The sequence below is a fragment of the Pseudomonas sp. MHK4 genome (genome assembly GCF_054600775.1).
Genome location: NZ_BAAIAK010000003.1, coordinates 302040 through 316945, shown reverse-complemented (window position 1 = coordinate 316945; position 14906 = coordinate 302040). Strand labels below are relative to the sequence as shown.

The following is a 14906-nucleotide window of genomic DNA, read 5'->3' as shown; positions in this document are numbered from 1 at the left end:
GCTATTTGCGGGGCCTTTCTCTGACACGCTGCTACGACGCTTAGATGTTGGCGTCGAGGAAAGCTGCCAGTTGCGACTTCGACAGTGCGCCGACCTTGGTCGCTTCAACGTTGCCGTTCTTGAACAGCATCAACGTTGGGATACCACGCACGCCGTGCTTGGCGGGGGTTTCCTGGTTTTCGTCGATGTTCAATTTGGCAACGGTCAGCTTGCCTTTGTAGGTCTCGGCAATTTCGTCCAGGACAGGAGCGATCATTTTGCAAGGGCCGCACCATTCAGCCCAGTAGTCGACCAGTACAGCGCCTTCAGCCTTGAGTACGTCGGCCTCGAAGCTAGCGTCGCTAACGTGTTTGATAAGATCGCTGCTCATGGAATTCTCCAGGGTTGTAAGCAAAAAAACGTGGCCCATCATAGCCGCCCTTCCCCCGTTCAGGAAGGTGCAGATGATTGAGTCTCGCTATGGTGTTACATGAGTTTGGGTATAGCTCAGGTCACGCAGTGGCGGGAGCGACGAAGGCGATCCCGGTGCGCAGGGCCGCGTTGCGCACGTGTTCGTGCATGGCCTTTTGCGCAGCCCCCGAGGCCCGGCGCGCCAGTGCACGAAGGATTTTGCGGTGCTCCTGCCAGGTTTCCATGGCCCGCTCGGCCCGGATGAACGGTAGCTTCTGGCTCTCCAGGAAGATGTCGGCGCTGGCGGTGAGGATGCTCAACATCGCCTGATTGCCGCTGGCCAGCAGGATTCGACGGTGGAATTCGAAGTCCAGCCGCGCGGCCGCGTCAAAGTCGCCAGACTTCAGTTCGTTGCGCATGGCAGCGACGTTGTCCTCCAGCGCATCGAGTTCATCGGTACTCAAGGTCACCGCCGCCAACCCCGCCGCGAACCCCTCCAGCGCATAACGCAACTGGAAGATATCCAGTGGCGAAGCCTGTGCCGCGAACGGCCAACCGGGTGCAGCCTCACCTCGCGGCAGCTCCACCGGCGCCTGCACGAACACCCCTTTACCCGGCTGGATACTGATCACACCCAGGGCGCTGAGCGATGACAACGCCTCGCGCAACGACGCCCGGCTGACCCCCAATTGCACCGCCAGGTCCCGTTGCGAGGGCAAGGCATCCCCCGGCCCGAAACCCTGTTCGGTGATCAGTTTGCGGATGGCTTGCAGCGCCACTTCAGGTACGGCGCGGGAGATCGAATTCATGGTTTTCCACTAGAACCAGGCCAATGTGCGATCAGTTGTAAAGCTATTCGCGGCGCCCGGCAAGTCGTGCCCCATGGGGGTTCGGTGACTTTCATGGTTGCGCCATCGGGGTGCGAAACGCCACTTGACTGTTCAGACCAGTAAGACCTTGAGACCCCAGCAAAACCGCGGCCTGGCACCCCCGAAACGCCATGTTGGCATGGCCCGTGCTCTGTCGAACCGCAGAAATCACTTCCTGAAGATCCGGAGACTTGCCATGACCCAGCGTTACAGCGCCCTCCTCGCAGCCTTGTTCGCCAGCCTCGTGCTGAGCCAGGCGCCCGCCCACGCCGACGCCCTGGAGGATGTAGTCCAGCGCGGCGTCCTCAAGGTCGCCGTACCCCAGGATTTCCCGCCCTTCGGCTCGGTCGGCCCGGATATGAAACCGCGCGGCCTGGACATCGACACCGCCAAATTGCTGGCCGACCAGCTCAAGGTCAAGCTCGAACTGACCCCGGTCAACAGCACCAACCGCATCCCGTTCCTGACCACCGGCAAGGTCGACCTGGTGATCTCCAGCCTCGGCAAAAACCCGGAGCGGGAAAAAGTCATCGATTTCTCCCGCGCCTACGCCCCCTTCTACCTCGCCGTGTTCGGTCCTCCAGAGGCCGAGATCAAGAGCCTGGACGATCTCAAGGGCAAGACCATCAGCGTCACCCGGGGCGCCATCGAAGACATCGAGCTGACCAAGGTCGCTCCCGAAGGCGTGACCATCAAGCGTTTCGAAGACAACAACTCGACCATCGCCGCGTACCTGGCAGGGCAAGTGGACCTGATCGCCAGCGGCAACGTAGTGATGGTCGCCATCAGCGAGAAGAGCCCGAAACGTGTGCCGGCGCTGAAAGTAAAGCTCAAGGACTCGCCGGTCTACGTGGGCGTGAACAAGAACGAGCCGGCGCTGCTGGACAAGGTCAACCAGATCCTCGTCACCGCCAAGAGCGACGGCGCGCTGGAGAAAAACGCCCTGGCCTGGCTGAAAGAACCGCTGCCGGCCGACCTCTGATCCGGCGCGCAGGAGACACGTCATGGCTTATCAGTTCGATTTTTTGCCGGTGGTGCACAACACCGACCTGCTGCTGCGCGGTGCGCTGTTCACCCTTGAGCTGACGGCCATCGGCGCGGTGCTGGGGGTGGGCCTGGGCATCGTCGGGGCGCTGGTGCGGGCGTGGAACATCCGCCCTTTCGCCGGGATTTTCGCGGTCTACGTCGAGTTGATCCGCAACACGCCATTCCTGGTGCAGTTGTTCTTCATCTTCTTCGGCCTGCCGTCGCTGGGCGTGCAGATTTCCGAATGGCAGGCCGCCGTGCTGGCGATGGTGATCAACCTGGGTGCCTACTCGACCGAGATCATCCGTGCCGGCATCCAGGCGGTCCCGCGCGGCCAACTGGAGGCCGCGGCGGCACTGGCCATGACGCGCTTCGAAGCGTTCCGCCACGTGGTGCTGCTGCCGGCGCTGGGCAAGGTCTGGCCGGCCCTGAGCAGCCAGATCATCATCGTCATGCTCGGCTCGGCGGTCTGTTCGCAGATCGCCACCGAAGAGCTGAGCTTCGCCGCCAACTTCATCCAGTCGCGCAACTTCCGCGCCTTTGAAACCTATGCCCTGACCACCCTGCTCTATCTGTGCATGGCCTTGTTGATCCGCCAGTTGCTGAACTGGATCGGCCAGCGATTCATCGCGAGGAGCACTCGATGAGCGATTTCACCTTCTGGGACATCGTGCGCAACCTGCTCATGGGCCTGCAATGGACGCTGGCGCTGTCGCTGGTGGCGTTCGTTGGCGGCGGGCTGATCGGCTTGCTGGTCATGGTGCTGCGCATCTCGAACAAGCCCCTGCCGCGCAGAATTGCCCGCACCTACATCGAACTGTTCCAGGGCACGCCGCTGTTGATGCAGCTGTTCCTGGTGTTTTTCGGCGTCGCGCTGGCCGGGCTGGAGATTTCGCCCTGGGCCGCGGCGGCCATCGCCTTGACGCTGTTCACCAGCGCTTACCTGGCGGAGATCTGGCGCGGTTGCGTCGAGTCGATCCCCAACGGCCAGTGGGAAGCCTCGTCGAGCCTGGCGCTGAACCCGCTGGAGCAACTGCGTTACGTGATCCTGCCGCAGGCGTTGCGCATCGCCGTGGCGCCGACCGTGGGTTTCTCGGTGCAAGTGGTCAAGGGCACCGCCGTGACCTCGATCATCGGCTTCACCGAACTGACCAAGACCGGCGGCATGTTGGCCAATGCCACCTTCGAGCCCTTCATGGTCTACGGCCTGGTCGCCCTCGGCTACTTCCTGCTCTGCTACCCCTTGTCCCTCAGTGCGCGCTACCTGGAAAGGAGACTGCATGCCTCTGCTTAGAATTTCCGCCCTGCATAAATACTACGGCGACCACCATGTGCTCAAAGGCATCGACCTGAGTGTCGAGCAAGGCCAGGTGGTGGCGATCATCGGCCGCAGTGGCTCGGGCAAGTCGACCTTGCTGCGCACCCTCAACGGCCTGGAATCGATCAACGATGGCGTCATCGAGGTCGACGGCGAATACCTCGACGCGGCCCGCGCGGACTTGCGCAGTCTGCGGCAGAAGGTCGGGATGGTGTTCCAGCAGTTCAACCTGTTCCCGCACCTGACGGTCGGTGAGAACGTGATGCTGGCGCCACAGGTGGTGCAGAAAGTACCGAAAGCCAAGGCGGCCGAACTGGCCCGGCAGATGCTGGAACGCGTAGGCCTGGGGGAGAAATTCGATGCCTTCCCGGATCGGTTGTCCGGCGGGCAGCAACAGCGCGTGGCGATCGCCCGTGCGCTGGCGATGTCGCCCAAGGTGCTGCTGTGCGATGAAATCACTTCGGCACTGGACCCGGAACTGGTCAATGAAGTGCTGAGCGTGGTTCGGCAACTGGCCAGGGAAGGCATGACATTGATCATGGTGACCCATGAGATGCGTTTTGCCCGGGAGGTTGGGGATAAGCTGGTGTTCATGCATCAGGGGCTGGTGCATGAGGTGGGTGATCCGAAGGTGTTGTTTGCCAATCCGCAGACTGCGGAGCTGGCGAATTTCATTGGCACGGTGGAAGCGGCAGTCTGAAATTTAGTGCCTGTGAGGCCGCATTCGCGAGCAAGCCCGCGCCCACAGGGTTCTCTGCCGGAGCACAATGGTGTGTTCGACGCAAAAACCTGTGGGAGCGGGATTGCCCGCGAAGAGGCCATTTGCATCGCCGCAACGCCTACGCGTTGGCGCCAGCCTTTGATCGTGGCACGATGTCGAGGTTATCGACCGAGACCCTGACCATGCCGCAATCCCAAGCCAAGAATCTGTCCCTGATCGCCGCTATCGACCTGGGCTCCAACAGCTTTCACATGGTCGTGGCCAAGGCCCAGAACGGTGAAATCCGTATTCTCGAGCGTCTCGGCGAGAAGGTTCAGCTGGCCGCCGGTATCGATGAAGAGCGCAAGCTCAGCGAAGAATCCATGCAGCGCGGGCTCGATTGCCTCAAACGATTCGCCCAACTGATCAACGGTATGCCCACAGGCGCCGTGCGGATCGTCGGCACCAACGCCCTGCGTGAAGCCCGTAACCGCAACGAATTCATCCACCGCGCCGAAGAAATCCTCGGCCACCCGGTGGAAGTCATCTCCGGCCGTGAGGAAGCGCGACTGATTTATCTGGGCGTATCCCACACCCTCGCCGACACCCCGGGCAAACGCCTGGTGGCCGACATCGGCGGCGGCAGTACCGAATTCATCATCGGGCAGAGATTCGAGCCATTGTTGCGCGAAAGCCTGCAGATGGGGTGCGTCAGCTACACCCAGCGCTATTTCAAGGACGGCAAGATCACCCCGGCCCGTTACGCCCAGGCGTACACCGCGGCGCGGCTGGAGATCATGGCCATCGAACACGCCCTGCACCGCCTGACCTGGGATGAAGCCATCGGCTCCTCGGGCACCATCCGCGCCATCGGTCTGGCGCTGAAGGCCGGTGGTCACGGCAGCGGCGAGGTCAACGCCCAAGGCCTGGCCTGGCTCAAGCGCAAGCTGATCAAGCTGGGCGACGTCGACAAGATCGACTTCGAAGGCATCAAGCCGGACCGTCGGGCGATTTTCCCGGCAGGCTTGGCCATCCTCGAAGCGATCTTCGATTCCTTGGAATTGCAGCGCATGGACCACTGTGAAGGCGCCCTGCGCGAAGGCGTGCTCTATGACCTGCTGGGGCGCCATCATCACGAAGACGTGCGTGAACGCACCCTGACCTCGCTGATGGAGCGCTATCACGTCGATCTGGAACAGGCGGTGCGAGTCGAACGCAAGGCCCTGCATGCCTTCGACCAGGTGGCCAGGGACTGGGACCTGGAAGACGGCGTCTGGCGCGAACTGCTCGGCTGGGCGGCCAAGGTGCATGAAGTGGGCCTGGACATTGCCCACTACCAGTACCACAAGCACGGCGCCTACCTGATCGAACACTCGGACCTGGCCGGCTTCTCCCGCGAAGACCAATTGATGCTCGCACTGCTGGTGCGCGGCCACCGACGTAACATTCCCAAGGACAAATTCGCCGAATTTGGCGACGACGGCACCAAGCTGATTCGCCTGTGTGTGCTGCTGCGATTTGCGATCCTGTTCCATCACATCCGTGGCACCCAGCAAATGCCCCAAGTCGAACTGAACGCCAAAGGCAACAGCCTGGAAGTGGTGTTCCCGGAAAACTGGCTGGATGAGAACCAACTGACCCAGGCCGACTTCGAAATTGAAGCGCAATGGCTGACGCGGGTCGATATCGTCCTTACCGCCCGCTGAAACCCCTGTAGGAGCGAGCTTGCTCGCGATGGACGTGAACGATAATGCGTGCTGCCTGAATAAACGCACTGCCCTCAGGTTTTTCGCGAGCAAGCTCGCTCCTACAGGGACGGCGGTGATAACAAAAATGGCGATCCCTTGGGATCGCCATTTTATTTAGCGTACCGCCAGGATCGGACTGCCCAACCGCTCCAGCAACGTAGCCTGGGCGCTGCGCGGGTTCTGGTTGCCGGTCGGCGTATTGCGGATGTAGCGGCCATCCGACTGCAGGCTCCAGCTGTGGGTGTTATCGGTGAGATACAGCTCCAGCTCTTTCTTGACCCGCATGATCAGCTTCTTGCCTTCCACCGGGAAGCAAGTCTCGACGCGCTTGTCGAGGTTGCGCTCCATCCAGTCGGCACTGGACAGGAACATCTGTTCATCGCCGCCATTGAGGAAGTAGAAGACCCGGGTGTGCTCCAGGAAGCGCCCGATGATCGAACGCACATGGATGTTGTGCGAGACCCCGGCGATGCCTGGCCGCAGGCAGCACATGCCACGCACCACCAGATCGATGCGCACGCCCGACTGGCTGGCCTTGTACAACGCGCGGATGATCTTCGGATCGGTCAGCGAGTTGAACTTGGCGATGATGTGCGCCGGCTTGCCCTCGAGCGCGAACTGGGTTTCCCGGGCAATCATGTCGAGCATGCCCTTCTTCAGGGTGAACGGCGCGTGCAGCAGCTTCTTCATGCGCAGCGTCTTGCCCATGCCGATCAACTGGCTGAACAGTTTGCCGACGTCTTCGCACAGGGCGTCATCGGAAGTCAGCAGGCTGTAGTCGGTGTACAGACGGGCGTTGCCCGCGTGGTAGTTGCCCGTGCCCAAGTGAGCGTAACGCACGATCTCGCCCGCTTCGCGGCGCAGGATCAGCATCATCTTGGCGTGGGTCTTGAAGCCAACCACGCCGTAGATCACCACCGCACCGGCCGCTTGCAGACGGCTGGCCAGTTGCAGGTTGGATTCCTCATCGAAGCGCGCGCGCAATTCGATCACCGCGGTGACCTCCTTGCCGTTACGCGCCGCGTCCACCAACGCATCGACGATTTCCGAGTTGGCGCCGGAGCGGTACAGGGTCTGACGCACCGCCAGCACGTGCGGGTCCTTGGCAGCCTGGCGCAGCAGGTCGACCACCGGGGTGAACGACTCGAACGGGTGCAGCAGCAGGATGTCCTGCTTGCTGATCACGCTGAAAATGTTCTCGCTGTTCTGCAGCAGTTTCGGGATCTGCGGAGTGAACGGCAGGTACTGCAGCTCGCGCTGGCTGTCCAGGCCGGTGATGCTGAACAGACGCGTCAGGTTCACCGGGCCATTGACCTGATACAGCTCGGTCTCGCTCAGGTTGAACTGCTTGAGCAGGTAATCGGACAGCTGTTTCGGGCAGGTATCGGCGACTTCCAGTCGCACCGCGTCGCCATAACGACGGGAGAACAACTCGCCGCGCAGGGCCCGCGCCAGGTCTTCGACGTCTTCGGAGTCCAGCGCCAGGTCGGCGTTTCGGGTCAGGCGGAACTGGTAGCAGCCCTTGACCTTCATGCCCTGGAACAGGTCATCGGCGTGGGCGTGGATCATCGACGACAGGAACACATAGTTGTCGCCGGCGCCACCGACTTCTTCCGGCACCTTGATGATGCGTGGCAGCAAGCGCGGCGCCGGGATGATCGCCAGGCCAGAGTCGCGACCGAAGGCGTCGATGCCTTCGAGCTCGACGATGAAGTTCAGGCTCTTGTTCACCAGCAACGGGAACGGGTGCGTCGGGTCGAGGCCGATCGGGGTGATGATCGGGGCGATTTCGTCGCGGAAATAGCGGCGCACCCAGGTCTTGAGCTTGGTCGTCCAGTTGCGGCGACGGATGAAGCGGACCTGATGCTTTTCCAGTTCCGGCAGCAGGATATCGTTGAGGATCGCGTACTGGCGGTCAACGTGACCGTGCACCAGTTCACTGATGCGGGCCAGGGCCTGGTGCGGTTGCAGGCCGTCGGCGCCGGCTTGTTCACGGGCGAAGGTGATCTGCTTCTTCAGGCCGGCGACGCGAATCTCGAAGAACTCGTCCAGGTTGCTGGAGAAGATCAGCAGGAACTTCAGGCGCTCCAGCAACGGGTAGGACTCGTCCAGTGCCTGTTCCAGCACGCGGATATTGAACTGCAGTTGCGACAACTCACGGTGGATGTACAGGCTGCTGTCATCCAGGCCGGGAATGGCAATCGCAGGCGCTGCCACAGCAGGTTCGACGACCGCCGCGGGCGGAGCGGGCTCCAGCTCCGGCGGGGTCTCGTCGACTTGCTCCACCACAGGTTGAGCGTCTTTTACGGCAACTTCAGTGAGTACTTCGGTATTCATCGAATGTTCCTGGGAGGGCTATTTTTGCTCTCGTAACAATTGAGCGGCACGGACGGCGAAATACGTGAGGATGCCATCGGCGCCTGCGCGTTTAAAAGCGGTCAGGGATTCGAGGATAACCCCTTCGCTCAACCAGCCATTCTGGATCGCCGCCATGTGCATGGCGTATTCGCCGCTGACTTGATACACAAAGGTCGGCACTTTGAATTCTTCTTTGACCCGGCAGAGGATGTCCAGATACGGCATGCCTGGCTTGACCATGACCATATCCGCGCCTTCTGACAAGTCAGCCGCCACTTCGTGCAGCGCTTCGTTGCTGTTGGCCGGGTCCATCTGATAGGAGGCCTTGTTGGCCTTGCCCAGGTTCAGTGCCGAACCGACCGCGTCGCGGAACGGGCCGTAATAGGCACTGGCGTACTTCGCCGAGTAGGCCATGATTCGCACATTGACGTGACCGGCCACTTCGAGGGCTTCGCGGATCGCCTGGATACGACCGTCCATCATGTCCGACGGCGCGACGACCTGGGCGCCGGCTTCGGCGTGGGACAGGGCTTGTTTGACCAGTGCGTCGACGGTGATGTCGTTCTGTACGTAGCCTTCTTCGTCGAGAATGCCGTCCTGGCCGTGGGTGGTGAACGGGTCCAGCGCGACGTCGGTGATCACGCCCAGCTCAGGGAACTGCGCACGCAGGGCACGGGTGGCGCGCTGGGCGATACCCTCGGGGTTCCAGGCTTCAGCAGCGTCCAGCGACTTGAGTTCTGCCGGGGTCACCGGGAACAGCGCCAGCGCCGGAATCCCCAGCTCAACCCACTTGGCCGCTTCTTCCAGCAACAGATCGATGGTCAGGCGCTCGACGCCCGGCATCGAGGCCACCGCTTCACGACGGTTTTCACCGTCCAGCACAAACACCGGCAAGATCAGGTCATCGGCGGTCAGCACATTTTCACGGACCAGTCGACGCGAGAAATCGTCACGACGGTTGCGGCGCAGGCGGGTTGCGGGAAACAAACGGTTGGCGGGGGTAAAGCTCACGGCAGACTCCTGAGCCCGCAGGCGTGCGAGCGTGACAGTTATAAGCGGCCATTATGACGAACGTATTACAGTTGTGTGCACGCTGTGACATGTAGCCGCATTCCATTGTCCTTGTAGGAAATGTTCACGTCGAGACACATTTGGACACTTTCCTGAATGTGTACGAAGGGTTAGGCTGCGCGTTCATTTCGCCAGCACCCAGACAATGCTCCAACAATTTCTGCATGACTTCGGCTACTTTGCCCTGTTTCTTGGCACATTCTTCGAAGGCGAAACCATCCTGGTGCTCGCGGGCTTCCTCGCGTTCCGTGGATACATGGACATCAACCTGGTGGTGGTCGTGGCGTTCTGCGGCAGTTATGCCGGCGACCAACTGTGGTACTTCCTGGGACGCAAGCACGGGCGCAAGCTGCTGGCACGCAAACCGCGCTGGCAGATGATGGGTGACCGGGCGCTGGAACATATTCGCAAGCACCCGGACATCTGGGTCCTGAGCTTCCGCTTCGTCTACGGCCTGCGCACCGTGATGCCGGTGGCCATCGGCCTGTCGGGCTACCCACCGGGCCGTTATCTGCTGCTCAACGGGATTGGCGCGGCGATCTGGGCCACCGCACTGGCGGCGGCGGCCTATCACTTTGGTGCGGTACTGGAAGGGATGCTCGGCAGCATCAAGAAGTACGAGCTGTGGGTGCTCGGCGCCCTGCTCGTGCTCGGCCTGGGCCTGTGGCTGCGCCGGCGGTTCAAGAATGCGCGCCTGGCCCGGCAGATCTATGCCGACGAGCAAGCCCTGAAGGCCAGGCAGCACACTACCGGCGGTCCTAAGACGCCAGCCGAGTAAAGCGATTTCGGCAGCAGTAAAGCCCGATACCGCTAATCAGACTGTAACTGAGCAGGCCGACCCAGCCCACCGCGCTGGCCGGCCACAGCCCCGCCAGCGGCGCCAGCCACACCAGCGGCACATTCGATGCCAGGCGCAGCAACTCCAGCTTCAGCGCCCACGTGCGGTTCTCCAGGGCCACGCCCAGGACGAACAGGCCCAGCGCCACAGTTCCCCAGCCCAGTACCAACGCGGCCGTCGACAGACTGGGTTCCAGGTTCATCAAATAGCTACCCAGCATGATGTAGACGCAGAACTGCAACAGCACGTAGAGCTGCTGGCGCCCATCCAGCGGCACTTCGAATTTGCGGAACTGGCTCAGGTCCGGCTTGTTCATCGGGTACCTGGCTGCCACGTCCGCCGGCCGCCAGCCGGTGCGCATGAACCAGATCCGCAGCTTGTCCCAGGTGCTCTCGGCACGCCGCGCATCCGCCCACAACTGCGCGTAGAACTGCACGTTGGCCCACACCGGATTCCAACTCGCCAGGGGTGTGGTCACGCCGAAAATCACTGGTTCGTTGTCGTCCTCTTCCTGGAACGAGCCGAATAGACGGTCCCAAATAATGAACACGCCGCCGTAGTTGCGATCCATGTAGAGAGCGTTCTGTGCATGGTGGGCCCGATGATTGGATGGCGTGACGAAAAACCACTCGAACCATCCCAGCTTGGGAATGTGCCGGGTATGCACCCAGAACTGGTAAAGCAGGTTCAGCGCCGCGACGCTGACGAACACCAGCAACGGTACGCCGACGACGGCCATGGGCAGGTAGAAGATCCAGCTCAGCAGGAACCCGGTGCTGGTCTGGCGCAGGGCGGTGGAGAGGTTGTAGTCCTCGCTCTGGTGATGCACCGAATGTGCGGCCCAGAGAATATTGCGCTCATGACCCATGCGGTGCAGCCAGTAGTAGCAGAAGTCATAAAAGACGAAGGCGAAGATCCACACCCAGGCGCTGTCGGCCGAGAGCTCGAACAACGCCAGATACTTGAGGGCAAACGCATAAGTCAGCAGCCCTACGCCTTTGGTCAGCAGGCCGGTGGTGGTCGAGAGCACGCCGGTGCTGATGCTGTTGATCGCGTCCGCCAGCCGATAGTTGCTGACCCCGCGCCAACGGTCGGCCAGCAGTTCGACAGCGATCAGCACAAAGAAAAACGGCACCGCATACAGAATGAAGTCCATGACGCGCCCTGAACGGAATCTTGAGGACAGATCCTATGTGTAACCTCGAATGATCCCTATGGCAACGAATGACAAATTAGTGGACATTTAACGCCATGAATCTGGAGAAAAGCCCATGAGCAAAAAAGTTGCAGTGATCCTTTCCGGCTGTGGCGTGTACGACGGCGCCGAAATCTACGAAAGCGTGGTGACCCTGCTGCGCCTGGACCAGCGTGGCGCGCAGGTGCAGTGCTTTGCGCCCAATATCGCGCAGCTGCATGTGATCAATCACCTGACCGGTGAAGAAATGCCCGAGTCGCGCAATGTGCTGGTGGAATCGGCGCGCATTGCCCGTGGCGAGATCAAGGACATCCGCGAAGCGGACGCCGAAGACTTCGATGCGCTGATCATTCCCGGCGGTTTCGGCTCGGCCAAGAATCTCTCCAACTTCGCCATCGAAGGGACCGGTTGCACTGTTCAACCGGACGTCCTGGCCTTGACCGAAGCCTTTGCCGAGGCCGGCAAGCCGGTCGGCCTGATCTGCATCTCGCCTGCCCTGGCGGCGAAAATCTATGGACCGGGCGTGACCTGCACCATCGGCAACGACGCCGACACGGCAGCCGCCCTGAACAAGATGGGCGCCACCCACAAGGACTGTGCCGTGAGCGATATCGTCGAAGACAAGGCGCGCAAACTGGTAACGACGCCGGCGTACATGCTGGCGCAATCGATCAGCGAAGCGGCTTCGGGCATCAACAAGCTGGTCGACCGCGTGCTTGAGCTGACCCACGAGAACGACGCGTAACACCGCCTCCTGTAGGAGCTGGCTTGCCAGCGAAGGCGTCATGCCTTTCAACGCAGATGTTGAATGTTCGATCGCTTTCGCTGGCAAGCCAGCTCCTACAGAGGAGCGTGCGGGTTAAGGCTTGCGAGATAGACGGGTCAGGATCCTATCCAGCGCATTGGCAAACGCCTGCTTCTCCCGCTCGCCAAACGGCGCCGGCCCGCCGCTCATCTGCCCCTGTTCGCGCAAGTCGGTGAACAGGTTACGCACGGCCAGGCGATCGCCCATGTTCTGCGCGTCGAACTCCTTGCCCCGCGGGTCCAGCGCAGCAACGCCCTTCTTCACAAGACGGTCGGCCAGCGGCACATCGCTGCAGATCACCAGCTCACCCGGGACCGCGTGTTCCACCAGGTAATCATCCGCCGCATCCGGTCCGCTGGGCACCACGATCAACTTGACCAGGGTCAGGGCCGGCTTGATCTGCGGCTGCCCCGCCACCAGCACCACTTCAAACCGGCGCTTGAGGGCGAACTTGACCACCAGGTCCTTGGCTGCCCGAGGGCAGGCGTCGGCATCGATCCATACGCGCATTGAGTTTTTCTCCTCTCAAAAGCTTCGCGAGCAGGCTCGCTCCCACAGGTTATACGCAATCCTGTGGGAGCGAGCCTGCTCGCGATGATGAGCGTAGCGAATGCTGTTAAGCCGTCACCCGCCGCTTCTCGGCCACCCAACTACGACCATACAACACAACGATCGCAATGATCGCCACCACCTGCGCCGTCAGCGAATACGCATCCGCATGAATCCCCAACCAATCGAACTCAAAGAACGGCACCGGCCGCGTGCCGAAGATCCCGGCCTCCTGCAACGCCTTCACGCCATGCCCGGCGAACACCACCGACAAGGCACAGAGCAAACCGGCGTTGATGCTGAAGAACAGTGCCAGCGGCAGTTTCGCCGAGCCGCGCAGAATCACCCAGGCCAGGCCGACCAACAACACCAACGCCGTCGCACCACCAGCCAGCACCGCGTCATGGCCAGCGGGACCGGCCTGCAGCCACAGGGTCTCGTAGAACAGGATCACTTCGAACAGCTCGCGATACACCGAGAAGAACGCCAGGATCGCAAAACCGAAACGCCCGCCCCCGCCCACCAGGCTGCTCTTGATGTAATCCTGCCAGGCCGCGGCATGCCGACGGTCGTGCATCCACACACCGAGCCACAACACCATGACGCTGGCAAACAGCGCCGTCGCACCTTCCAGCAGTTCGCGCTGCGAACCACTGACATCGATCACATAAGCCGCCAGCGCCCAGGTACCCAGGCCGGCCAATAGCGCCAGGCCCCAACCGACGTTGACACTGCGTACCGCCGACTGTTGGCCGGTGTTGCGCAGGAAAGCGAGAATCGCCGCCAGCACCAGGATGGCTTCCAGGCCTTCGCGCAGCAGGATCAGCAGGCCGGAAATGTAGCTCAGGGACCAACTCAGACCATCGCTGCCCAACAACCCGGCAGACGCCTTCAACTTCGCCTTGGCCGCGTCCAGGCGCTGTTCCACCTGCTCCACCGGCAGGCCATCCTGCAACGACTGACGGTAAGCCATCAGTGACTTTTCCGTGTCTTTACGCACGTTGGCGTCGACGTTGTCCAAGGAGCTTTCGACCAGTTCGAAGCCTTCCAGGTACGCCGCTACCGACAGGTCATAGGCCTGATCGTGATCGCCGGCACGGTAGGCCGCCACGCTCTTGTCCAGGGTGACGGCGGTGTAGTCGAGCAACTGCGCCGGGCCACGCTTGGCCTGTGGCGGCTGTGCCCGTTGCGCGCGGAAAGTCGCGGCAGCCTGCGGACCGTCGGCGGCCAGCACTTCGGCCGGGGTCTGGCGGGCCAGCTCGGCAATGTCATAGGTCTTGTCGCCGGCGGCGGTCGCCGGATCGGCGCTGAAGCTGGCGATGTAAGTGGCCAGGTCCCAACGCTGACGATCATCCAGTTGATCGCCGAAAGCCGGCATGTCGGTGCCTTCGACCCCCAGGCCCACCGTGTTGTAGATCGCGTAGAGGCTCAGGTGATCCAGGCGTGCGTTATCACGCAGATTGGCCGGCGGCGGGGTCAGGCCGACACCCGCCGGACCATCGCCAGCGCCGGTATCGCCGTGACACACCGAGCAATGCTGGGCGTACAGGGGAGCGCCGCGAGTCGGGTCCGGGGTAATGATCGGTGCCTGGCTGACTTCATAGGTCACGGCCAATTTCGCCCCGAGTTGCCGAGCCTGGCGGGCCACGTCGGTGCCGTCCTGACGGGCGCTGATGGCCTCGCGCAGCTGATTGATGCCCTGCTCCAGCCCGGCCTTTTCCGGTTTGGCCGGCATCGCGGCAATCAAGCCTTGCACCGCCTGGACGAACTCCAGTTGCTCGCGGTATTCGGATTCGCTGGTGACCTTGCCGGCCTGCACCGCTTGCGGGTAGTCCGCGCCGATGTAGTCGAGCAGGTGCAGCGCTTGCGGTGCGCCCTCTACCGTGTCGGCCAGCAGATTAAAACTGCACAGGGCTAACACCGGCGCTATCAGCCAGGCCAGGAAACGGGACGGGGCAATCATGAACGAATCTCAATTGGAAATACGAAGTAACATATTGTTCACTCCCAATCAGTTTCACTCAAGCTTTGTTGTGGTT

14 protein-coding genes are annotated in these 14906 nt (G+C 61.7%); 7 read left to right on the top strand and 7 right to left on the bottom strand.

The window, feature by feature from the left end:
* Positions 1-40: 40 nt before the first annotated feature.
* Together trxA and ACYP2Q_RS10095 are read right to left on the bottom strand one after the other, a co-directional pair.
* Positions 41-370 (bottom strand): thioredoxin TrxA, encoded by a 330-nt coding sequence (trxA, locus tag ACYP2Q_RS10100; RefSeq protein WP_003206727.1) that lies wholly within the window; start codon positions 368-370, stop codon positions 41-43.
* A 121-nt stretch (positions 371-491) separates the two neighbouring features.
* Positions 492-1199, bottom strand: a complete 708-nt coding sequence (locus ACYP2Q_RS10095; protein WP_459730324.1) for a FadR/GntR family transcriptional regulator — start codon at positions 1197-1199, stop codon at positions 492-494.
* Between the two features lie 256 nt (positions 1200-1455).
* Between ACYP2Q_RS10095 and ACYP2Q_RS10090 the strand changes: the two genes are divergently transcribed.
* The 5 genes from ACYP2Q_RS10090 to ppx all read left to right on the top strand — a co-directional run bounded on the left by ACYP2Q_RS10090 (position 1456) and on the right by ppx (position 6009).
* Complete coding sequence (locus ACYP2Q_RS10090; RefSeq protein WP_459730323.1) at positions 1456-2241, top strand: transporter substrate-binding domain-containing protein; 786 nt, start codon at positions 1456-1458, stop codon at positions 2239-2241.
* 22 nt (positions 2242-2263) lie between these two features.
* The gene (locus tag ACYP2Q_RS10085) at positions 2264-2932 is read left to right on the top strand and encodes an amino acid ABC transporter permease (protein ID WP_459730322.1); all 669 of its coding nucleotides are present in this window, start codon (positions 2264-2266) and stop codon (positions 2930-2932) included.
* The gene (locus ACYP2Q_RS10080; RefSeq protein WP_459730321.1) at positions 2929-3579 is read left to right on the top strand and encodes an amino acid ABC transporter permease; all 651 of its coding nucleotides are present in this window, start codon (positions 2929-2931) and stop codon (positions 3577-3579) included. Before ACYP2Q_RS10085 ends, ACYP2Q_RS10080 begins: the two co-directional genes overlap by 4 nt.
* Positions 3566-4303, top strand: coding sequence for an amino acid ABC transporter ATP-binding protein (locus ACYP2Q_RS10075; protein ID WP_459730320.1), 738 nt, complete (start codon positions 3566-3568; stop codon positions 4301-4303). Before ACYP2Q_RS10080 ends, ACYP2Q_RS10075 begins: the two co-directional genes overlap by 14 nt.
* A gap of 203 nt (positions 4304-4506) precedes the next feature.
* A complete protein-coding gene (ppx, locus tag ACYP2Q_RS10070; protein WP_459730624.1) occupies positions 4507-6009 on the top strand; it encodes an exopolyphosphatase in 1503 nt (500 codons plus the stop codon).
* 156 nt (positions 6010-6165) lie between these two features.
* Here ppx and ppk1 read toward each other — a convergent pair whose 3' ends face one another.
* Positions 6166-8388, bottom strand: coding sequence for a polyphosphate kinase 1 (ppk1, locus tag ACYP2Q_RS10065; protein WP_459730319.1), 2223 nt, complete (start codon positions 8386-8388; stop codon positions 6166-6168).
* A gap of 18 nt (positions 8389-8406) precedes the next feature.
* Entirely contained in the window at positions 8407-9420 is a 1014-nt protein-coding gene (gene hemB, locus ACYP2Q_RS10060) for a porphobilinogen synthase (RefSeq protein ID WP_459730318.1), read from the bottom strand.
* A gap of 205 nt (positions 9421-9625) precedes the next feature.
* On the opposite strand from hemB, the gene ACYP2Q_RS10055 reads away from it, so the two are divergent.
* Positions 9626-10258: a DedA family protein gene (locus ACYP2Q_RS10055; protein WP_459730317.1), complete on the top strand. Its 633-nt coding sequence runs from the start codon at positions 9626-9628 to the stop codon at positions 10256-10258.
* Here ACYP2Q_RS10055 and ACYP2Q_RS10050 read toward each other — a convergent pair.
* On the bottom strand, positions 10239-11474 hold the full coding sequence (locus tag ACYP2Q_RS10050; protein ID WP_459730316.1) for a sterol desaturase family protein: 1236 nt from the start codon (positions 11472-11474) through the stop codon (positions 10239-10241). The genes ACYP2Q_RS10055 and ACYP2Q_RS10050 overlap by 20 nt on opposite strands.
* Positions 11475-11589: 115 nt before the next feature.
* Between ACYP2Q_RS10050 and elbB the strand changes: the two genes are divergently transcribed.
* Positions 11590-12258, top strand: a complete 669-nt coding sequence (gene elbB / locus ACYP2Q_RS10045) for an isoprenoid biosynthesis glyoxalase ElbB (protein WP_459730315.1) — start codon at positions 11590-11592, stop codon at positions 12256-12258.
* A 114-nt stretch (positions 12259-12372) separates the two neighbouring features.
* On the opposite strand, the gene ACYP2Q_RS10040 is transcribed toward elbB, so the two are convergent.
* Both ACYP2Q_RS10040 and ACYP2Q_RS10035 read right to left on the bottom strand, forming a co-directional pair.
* Positions 12373-12828, bottom strand: a complete 456-nt coding sequence (locus ACYP2Q_RS10040; RefSeq protein WP_459730314.1) for a YaiI/YqxD family protein — start codon at positions 12826-12828, stop codon at positions 12373-12375.
* A 106-nt stretch (positions 12829-12934) separates the two neighbouring features.
* A complete protein-coding gene (locus ACYP2Q_RS10035) occupies positions 12935-14830 on the bottom strand; it encodes an FTR1 family protein (RefSeq protein ID WP_459730313.1) in 1896 nt (631 codons plus the stop codon).
* Positions 14831-14906: the final 76 nt, after the last annotated feature.